This window comes from Comamonas sp. CMM02 (assembly GCF_014851485.1).
GTDB lineage: Bacteria > Pseudomonadota > Gammaproteobacteria > Burkholderiales > Burkholderiaceae_C > Comamonas > Comamonas avium.
Genome location: NZ_JACUZW010000008.1, coordinates 26,794 through 34,289 on the forward strand (window position 1 = coordinate 26,794; position 7,496 = coordinate 34,289).

General features: G+C 56.2%; 5 protein-coding genes and 4 tRNA genes. 6 read left to right on the forward strand and 3 right to left on the reverse strand.

All coding sequences use genetic code 11. The features are described 5' to 3' along the window. Positions 1-51 precede the first annotated feature (51 nt). The 3 genes from IB213_RS17815 to IB213_RS17825 are packed head-to-tail and all read right to left on the reverse strand — an operon-like array spanning position 52 to position 5,888. On the reverse strand, positions 52-1,467 hold the full coding sequence (locus IB213_RS17815; protein ID WP_192408163.1) for an efflux transporter outer membrane subunit: 1,416 nt from the start codon (positions 1,465-1,467) through the stop codon (positions 52-54). Further along, complete coding sequence (locus IB213_RS17820; RefSeq protein ID WP_191722161.1) at positions 1,460-4,615, reverse strand: efflux RND transporter permease subunit; 3,156 nt, start codon at positions 4,613-4,615, stop codon at positions 1,460-1,462. The genes IB213_RS17815 and IB213_RS17820 overlap by 8 nt, the downstream gene beginning before the upstream one ends. Before the next feature lie 16 nt (positions 4,616-4,631). Further along, positions 4,632-5,888 carry an efflux RND transporter periplasmic adaptor subunit gene (locus tag IB213_RS17825; RefSeq protein ID WP_192408165.1) on the reverse strand — a complete coding sequence of 419 codons (1,257 nt, stop codon included), beginning with the start codon at positions 5,886-5,888 and terminating at the stop codon, positions 4,632-4,634. A gap of 188 nt (positions 5,889-6,076) precedes the next feature. On the opposite strand from IB213_RS17825, the gene IB213_RS17830 reads away from it, so the two are divergent. The 6 genes from IB213_RS17830 to IB213_RS17855 form a co-directional block, all read left to right on the forward strand. Beyond that, positions 6,077-6,721, forward strand: coding sequence for a TetR family transcriptional regulator (locus IB213_RS17830; RefSeq protein WP_192408167.1), 645 nt, complete (start codon positions 6,077-6,079; stop codon positions 6,719-6,721). An 81-nt stretch (positions 6,722-6,802) separates the two neighbouring features. Next, positions 6,803-6,878, forward strand: a tRNA-Arg gene (locus IB213_RS17835). Positions 6,879-6,948: 70 nt separating this feature from the next. Next, positions 6,949-7,034, forward strand: a tRNA-Tyr gene (locus tag IB213_RS17840). A 57-nt stretch (positions 7,035-7,091) separates the two neighbouring features. Continuing rightward, a tRNA-Gly gene (locus IB213_RS17845) sits at positions 7,092-7,165 on the forward strand. Between the two features lie 30 nt (positions 7,166-7,195). Further along, positions 7,196-7,270 (forward strand) — tRNA-Thr (locus IB213_RS17850). A gap of 75 nt (positions 7,271-7,345) precedes the next feature. Continuing rightward, positions 7,346-7,496: GTP-binding protein (locus IB213_RS17855; protein ID WP_255501978.1), on the forward strand; the 151-nt coding region annotated here is incomplete at its 3' end.

Sequence of the window (7,496 nt, forward strand, 5' to 3'; positions counted from 1 at the left end):
CCTCGCCACAGTGACCGTTTAGCCGTCACTGTGGCGCAGAGTTGACGCACCTCAACGATTGTTGACTTCCTGCTTGCCAAGGCTGGCTTCTGACCAACCACCGCCCAAAGCCTTGTACAGGTTGATCTGATTGAGCAGTTGCGTCAGCCGGACTTGTACGTCGGCTTGCTCCAGCGCAAACAGCGAGCGCTGTGCATCCAGCAGGTCAAGGTAGCTGGCAACACCATTGCGATAACGCAGGTCAGACAGGTAAAAGCGTTTGCGCTCTGCCTCGGCCTGCGCCGTTTGGGCACGTGCTTGCTCTGCCAGCGTGGTGCGCCCTGCCAGAGCGTCAGACACTTCCTTGAAGCCTGTTTGAATCGACTTTTCGTACTGTGCCACCGCAATCTCGCGACCGGCTTTGGCCGATTCGAGATTGGCCGTCAGGCGTCCACCTGTAAAGATAGGCAGGTTGATAGAAGGGCCGATATTAAAGCCCCAGGTGCCGCTCTTGAACAGGTTGGACAGTTCATTGCTGACGCTGCCGTACTGTGCGGTCAGAGAAATACTCGGGAAGAACGCAGCACGTGCCGCGCCAATGTTGGCATTGGCTGCAATCAGTTGCTGCTCTGCAGCACGAATGTCGGGGCGGCGTGCCAGCAAATCCGAAGGCAAGCCGGCGGGAATGTCCGCCATGGGGGTTGTCTCAGCCAGCTTGGCACCCTGAATGCTGGTGAGTAACTGCGCAGGTATTTGCTGGCCGAGCAGCAAAGTCAGCGCGTTTTCGTCCAAGGCGCGCTGGCGTTGCTGTTGGGCGAAAGTAGCGCGAGCAGCTTCTGTCAAAGACTCCGCCTGGCGGTAATCCAGTTCAGACGAGAACCCCGCATCAAACCGCAGCTTGGCCAGTTTGATGGACTCTTCGCGCGTCACCAGGGTCCGGCGGGAAATGTCCAGCAGTTCCTCATCGGCAATCAAGGCCAGCCAGCCTTGGGCCACGCTGGTGACCAGCGTGAGTTCGTAAGCCTTGCGGCCTTCATCCGTGGCCAGGTATTGGGCCAAAGCGGCTTCTTTCAGGCTGCTGATGCGGCCAAAGAAGTCGAGTTCCCAGGCGGACACTGCCAGCCCTGCGGTAAAGGTATTGCCCAGCTCACCGGTGATCTGGCTGTTGCCACGGTTGGCGGAAGCCACTCCTCCCACACTGGGAAATAGTGCAGAGCGTTGAATTTGGAACTGGGCGCGAGCCTGTTCTAAATTCAAGGTGGCAATGCGCATGTCTCGGTTGTTGGCCAGTGCCAGGTCAATGAGCTGCTGCAGGCGTGGGTCGGTGAAGTAGTCACGCCATGCCACAGCTGTGTTTTGCCCTTGCGCAGAGGCCTGAGGATAGGCCTCTGGAACAGGCGCAGCAGGGCGCTCGTAGGTCGGAATCAGCGAGCAGCCTGACAAGAGCGCTGCAACGGCTACCGCGATGAGTGAAAAGTGCTTAGGCATGGTGATCCACTCCTGCTGTGCCAGCGGGGGCGGTTGTAGTCGGTGGTGGAGTGGGCTTGCCCTTGAACAGGGTTCGAACCACTACAAAGAAGACAGGCACAAAGAGCACTGCAAGCACCGTGCCGGTGAACATGCCGCCCAGCACGCCAGTGCCGATGGCACGCTGGCTGGCTGAGCTGGCGCCTGTCGCAATGGCCAGTGGCACGACGCCCAGACCGAAGGCCAGCGAGGTCATGATGATGGGACGGAAGCGCAGATGGGCAGCTTCAAGCGCAGCTTCAATAATGCCTTTGCCTTCCGCTTGCAGATCTTTGGCAAATTCAATAATCAAAATCGCATTCTTGGCTGACAGGCCAATGACTGTAATCAGCCCCACCTGGAAATAAACGTCATTGGCGTAGCCGCGCATCAACGTTGCCAGCAGCACACCGATTACGCCCAAAGGCACGACCAAGATGACCGCCAGTGGAATGGTCCAGCTTTCGTACAGTGCCGCCAAACACAGGAAGACAGCCAAGATGGCAAAGCTATACAAAATCAGCGATTGCGATCCTGCCTGCTTTTCCTCGTAGGACTGGCCCGTCCATTCGTAGCCAAAACCTTCTGGCAGCTGCGAAATGATGCGCTCGACTTCGGCCATGGCTTCACCCGTGCTGTAGCCTGGGGCTGGAGCGCCCGAGATCTTCATGGCTGGGTAGCCGTTGTAGCGAACCGTTTGCTGAGCCCCATTGACCCAGCTGACAGTTGCAAATGCAGACAGCGGCACAGGTTGACCCTGGTCATTGGATGCGGTGATCTTGAGCAGATCATCCGGTTGCATCCGTGAGGGGGCATCTGCTTGCACTACCACCCGCTGCAGGCGGCCACGGTTTGGAAAGTCGTTCACGTAGGCAGAGCCCATGGCGGTAGACAGTGTGGTGTTGATGCTGTCAAAACCGACGCCAAGCGCATTGGCTTTGTCACGGTCAATCTCCACGCGGATTTGCGGAGCATCTTCCAAACCGTCAGGTCGCACCTGCGCCAAGATAGGACTTTGTGCGGCCATGCCCAGGAACGTATTGCGTGCATTCACCAGTGCGTCGTGTCCCAGGCTGCCTCGGTCTTGCAGACGCACGCTAAAGCCCGAGGAGACTCCCAGTTCCGGTATCGGAGGAGGGCTGAGGGCAAAGATGAATGCGTCACGCACGTTCATCGTGGCGCCCATGATCCGGCCGGCCACGGCATCTGCATGCTGCTCGGGTTTGGTGCGCTCGTTCCAGTTTTTCAGCGTAATGAACGCAAGGGCAGCATTTTGACCCTGGCCGGAAAAACTAAAGCCTACGACGCCAACCATGCTGCTGACTTCAGGCTGTTTCAGCACAAAGTCTTCCACTTGTTTCATGACGTCTACCGTGCGTTCAGCGGTTGCGCCAGCAGGTAACTGAATGTTCACAATCACTGTGCCCTGATCTTCACCGGGCAGGAAGGACGTGGGCAAGCGGTTATAGATGAGCGCCACGGCACCAATGATGGCGACGTAGATGATGAGGTAGCGCGTAGCCTTGTTGAGCATACGGCCAACCAAGCTTTCATAGCGCTTGGCACCCTTGGAGAAGGTGCGGTTGAACCAGCCGAAGAAACCTTTGCCTTCAAGGTGATGGCCTGCCTCGACAGGTTTGAGCAAGGTGCCGCACAGTGCAGGTGTCAACGACAAGGCCATGAATGCCGAAAAGCCAATCGACGCGACCATGACCGTTGCAAACTGGCGGTAAATATTGCCGGTGGAACCCGCAAAGAACGCCAATGGCACGAAGACCGAAATCAGTACCACCGTCACACCCACAATGGCGCCAGAAATTTGGCCCATCGCCTTGCGAGTCGCTTCCTTGGGAGGAAGGCCTTCCTCGCTCATGATGCGTTCCACGTTTTCCACCACCACGATGGCATCGTCCACCACAATGCCGATGACCAGCACCATGCCGAACATGGTCAGCACGTTGATCGAGAAACCCAGTGCGAGCAAGGTGGCAAAGGTGCCAAGCAGTGCCACAGGGACCACGATCGTCGGGATGATGGTGTAGCGCCAGTTTTGCAGGAACAAGAACATCACCAGGAACACCAGGCCCACCGCTTCCAGCAGGGTGTGCGCAACCTTGGTGATGGAGATGCTCACGAAGTTCGAGCTGTCGTAAGGGATGGAGTAACTCATGCCCTCAGGGAAAAACTTCGACAGCTCCTCCATCTTGGCTCGCACTGCGTTGGCCGCAGCCAAGGCATTGCCCGAAGGAGAAAGCTGCACGCCAATACCGGCTGCTGGCTGGCCATTCAAGCGCGCTGTTGTTGCGTAGCTCTGCCCTCCGATTTCAATGCGTGCGACATCTTTCAAGCGAACTGCAGCACCAGAGGTGTTCGCTCGCAAAATGATGTTGCCGAACTCTTCGGGGGTAGAGAGCTGGCCGCGCACAGTCACCGTGGCCGTAATGCCTTGGCCTGCAATGCCTGGGAGATCGCCAATGGCTCCTGAGGACACTTGCGCGTTCTGTGCGCGGATCGCAGCGATGACTTGTGCGCTGGAGAGTTTGAATCCTTCCAGCTTGGCTGGATCAATCCAGACGCGCATGGCTTGTTCGGAGCCGAACAATTGAACCTGTCCGATGCCTTCCAGACGCTGAATTTCAGGCACTACGTTGCGCGATGCGTAGTCTCCAATGCGTACAACGTCCCACTCGGGGTTCGAGGAAGACAGCATGGAGAACAGCAAGAAGTTGGAGGCGGACTTGTCCACCTTCACGCCTTGCTGTGTCACTGCCGCAGGCAGGCGAGGCGTGGCACGAGATAAGCGGTTCTGAACGTCCACTTGTGCCAGCTCAGGGTTGGTTCCCTGCTCAAAGCTGATCGTGACAGAGCCAGTACCGTTGGATTGAGCCACGGACTCCATGTACAACAGCCCTGTTGCACCGTTCATCTCGCGTTCAATCACCGACAGCACACTGTCTTCCAGTGTCTGTGCTGAGGCGCCTGGGTAGACGGCACTCACCACAATGGCTGGAGGGGCGACAGGAGGGTATTGCGCAATAGGCAACTGAGTGATGGCGACAGCGCCGACCACCATGATGAAAAGCGCAACCACCCAGGCAAAGATGGGGCGCTCAATAAAAAATTTAGCCATGTGACAAGGTCCTCAGTTACTTGGCGTCGGTGCCTTGTGCAGCCGCTGCAGGTGCTTCAACTGGTTTGGCAGCAGCATCAGTTGGTGTCCATGGAACTGCCTTTACAGGGGTTCCTGGTGGCAGCATTTGCAGTTTCTGGAAACCATCCACCATGACTTGTTCTCCGGCTTCAAGCCCTTGCTGAATCACCCAGCGGTTGCCGCTGGCCATACTCACCTTTACGGGGCGAACGCTTACCTTGCCATCTGCCGAGACGACGCGCACTGTGTCGCCTTGCTCGGTGCGTGTCACGGCTTGCTGGGGTACGGTGATGGCGTTGGTGGCTTGTGCCTGTTCCATGCGAATGCGCACATACAAGCCTGGAAGCAGCAGGCCCTTTGGATTGGGGATTTCTGCGCGCAGTGTGACTTGCCCGGTGCTGGCGTCAACAGCCAAATCGCTAAATAGGAGTTTGCCGGGTGTGCCGTATTCGGAGCCGTCATCCAAAATGACATGCACTTCGGCAGCTTGCTGTCCAGCAGACTTCAGTTTCCCCTCAGCCATGGCTTTTCGCAGCTTGAAAGCATCAGTTGCAGACTGTGTGAAGTTGACATAAACAGGGTTGATTTGTTGAATCACGGCCAGGGGCGTTGCTTCACCTTGTCCAACCAGCGCGCCTTCAGTTACCAGTGCTTGACCAATGCGGCCTGCAATAGGTGCCGTGACGTTGGCATACCCCAGGTTGATGTCTGCGCTGCGAACCGTTGCTTTGGCAGCAGCGACTTCAGCCTGCGCTTGCTTTTGCGCAGACTCGGCGTTGACAAAATCTTGCTTGCTAATGGCGTTGGCCTCGACCAAGGGGCGAAAGCGCTCTAGCTGGGCGGTGGTCTGAACCAGATTGGCTTCTGCGCGGGCTAAGCTGGCGCGTGCATTTTGTGCACTGGCTTCGTAAGGTGCCGCATCGATGCGAAATAGCGGTTGACCGGCCTTGACGTCAGAGCCCTCGGTAAACAGGCGTTTTTGCAAAATACCTGCACTCCGAGCGCGTACTTCGGCGACACGAGAGGCCTCAACACGGCCTGGCAGCTCTGTAATGAGACCCACTTCGCCGGGTGTCGCCGTCACTACGCCGACAGGTACTTGTGGTGCTCCTCCTCCTTGTCCCCCAGCTGGCGATGATGTGGTGTCATCTTTGCCGCAAGCGGTGAGGGCAAGGGCGCATGCCAAAGCAATCGGGGCAGGGCTGAAAAGGCGTGCCCACGCATTGGTATGACCGGAGCGGAAGAGGTTCATGATTGTCCTTAGAGGAATGGGCCTAAAGCTACACGCGCAGCAAGAACGCAAAGGTCAGTCAACTGCTTGCGTTCATTTAAAAGATGGATATACATACAATAATGAATGTATATCGGTGATTAATTGTAGCCGTGCTCCGGCAATTGATGCTTAGGCCTCGATTGGGAGCACATGCGAAAGGGGCAGAAATGGCGCGGCGAACAAAAGAGGATGCAGAAGCAACCCGCAATAGGCTGCTGGATGCTGCGCAGGAAGTATTTCATGTAAAGGGTGTAAGGGGTGCGTCTTTGCTTGATGTGGCGCAGGCGGCTTCCTTGACACGAGGCGCCATCTACTGGCACTTCAAGGACAAGGCGGACTTGTTTGACGCCATGATGCAGCGGGTTACATCGCCATTCGAACAAGCATGCTTTCCTGAGCAGGACGGATCTGGCAGCCAAGCTTCTGCTCTGCAGGGGATTTTAGATGTCCTGCGTATGGTGCTTCATTCTGTGAATACAGACGCTGCGATACGCAGTGTGTTTGAGATCGCACTCTACAAGGTAGAGTGCGTTGGTGAAATGTTCGCTGTGCGAGAACGGCGGATGATGGGCGTCATGCGGTTCAACTCAAGGCTTGAAGGTGCGCTCATGTTGGCTGCTGAACAAGCACGGGTTGAGCTGCCAGTTTCGGCAGCCAGCGCTGCTATAGGTCTGCATGCAGTATTTGACGGAGTTTTGCATGCGTGGCTGCTTCACGATGCCAGGCCTTTTGATCTTGAGACGGAGGGGATGGCTGCGGTTTCTGTATATCTCAAGGGCTTGGGTCTGGGTGCTGCAAAAGAAATTGCGTGAATCTTTCTAAACTGGCGAAATGTAAGGGTTAGAATCAGGGCTGCAGATTTTTTGGTAGTTCGCGTGCAGCGGGCGTCGTTAGCGGCTGTAGCTCAGTGGATAGAGTATTGGCCTCCGAAGCCAAGGGTCGTGGGTTCGATCCCCGCCAGCCGCACCAAGACTTAACTTGAAAAAATATCTAAAAATATTTTCGAGAGCAAAAAGTTTGCTACAATAGAAATCTCTACGGAGGGGTGCCCGAGTGGCTAAAGGGGGCAGACTGTAAATCTGTTGGCTTACGCCTACACTGGTTCGAATCCAGTCCCCTCCACCATCTTTGATGGATAGAGATAAGTAAGCATCGCAAGGCGGTGTGCGCAAGCAAAAGTTTGCGGGAGTAGTTCAATGGTAGAACCCTAGCCTTCCAAGCTAATGACGCGGGTTCGATTCCCGTCTCCCGCTCCAAGATTCGTGAGTTTGCATATGCAAACTTATGCCCATGTGGCTCAGTGGTAGAGCACTCCCTTGGTAAGGGAGAGGTCGGCAGTTCAATCCTGCCCATGGGCACCAATTTACGTGGTGCTTCTGTGTCAGATGGTTGCGCCGAAACCTCGTTAGCATTTGGTTTTTTTCGGAGTCGAAAAAATGGCAAAAGAAAAGTTCGAGCGCACCAAGCCCCACGTGAACGTGGGTACTATTGGCCACGTTGACCACGGTAAGACTACCCTGACAGCTGCTATCGCTACTGTGCTGTCCAAGCACTTCGGCGGCGAAGCTCGTGACTACTCGCAGATCG